Annotated in this window: 1 protein-coding gene; it reads left to right on the plus strand. The window is 73.2% G+C overall.

Annotation, left to right across the window (positions count from 1 at the left end):
* Positions 1-965 (plus strand): polyketide synthase dehydratase domain-containing protein (locus tag KN815_RS47530; protein ID WP_216347979.1); only part of this gene is annotated, 965 nt, incomplete at both ends.

Below are 965 nucleotides of genomic sequence, written 5' to 3' on the forward strand. Positions count from 1 at the left end.
GTGTTCATCGAGGCCAGTACGCATCCCGTGCTCACGCTCGGGCTTCAGGAGACCTTTGAGGAAGCCGAGGTCACGGCCGTCACCGTGCCGACTCTGCGCCGCGATCACGGCGGCCAGGCCCAGCTTCTCCACTCACTCGCCGAGGCGTTCACCGCCGGAGTCGACGTCGACTGGAGGGCCGCGTTCCCGGCCGACCCGCCCCCTCGTACCGTCGATCTGCCCACGTATGCCTTCCAGCGCCAGCGCTACTGGGCCACTGCCACCGGCGGGGTCGGTGATATGGGTGCCGCGGGGCTCCAGCGGGTGGAGCACCCGTTGTTGCGGGCGGCGGTGGGCCTTGCCGATGGCGGGCTGGTGCTGACCGGACGGGTGTCGGCCACCGGCGGCGAGGGCTGGCTCGGTGACCATGTGGTCGCCGGAGCGCCGCTGGTGCCGGGTGCGGCGTTGGTCGAGTGGGCGTTACGGGCGGCCGATGAGGCGGGCTGCGGCGGCATCGAGGAACTGGCGCTTCAGGTCCCATTGGTGCTGCCGCCGTCGGGTGGGCTGCGGGTGCAGATCGTCGTAGGCGAGTCCGCCGAGGACGGGCGGCGCGATGTGCGGGTGTACTCCCGGCCCGACCGCGATGCCGAGCCCGGCGCGGATCCGGACTGGGTGACCCATGCGGAGGGTGTCCTAGGCCCGCCGGCCGCGCCGAGCGGGGCCGAGGAACTGGGGGGAGTCTGGCCCCCCGAGGGCGCGAAGCCGATGGATGTCGAGGGGTTCTACGAGCATGCCGTGGCGGCGGGCTACGGGTACGGGCCGTCGTTCCAGGGGCTGCGTGCCGTGTGGCGGGACGGCGTTGACCTGCTGGCCGAGGTGGCGCTGCCCGAGGCGGCGGGGGACGCGGAGGGCTTCGGCATCCACCCGGCACTGCTCGACGCCGCCCTGCATCCCATGCTGCTCGCGGCCGACCTGGAGTCGGCCGA

Origin of the sequence: Streptomyces niphimycinicus (assembly GCF_018883605.1) — a bacterium.
GTDB lineage: Bacteria > Actinomycetota > Actinomycetes > Streptomycetales > Streptomycetaceae > Streptomyces > Streptomyces niphimycinicus.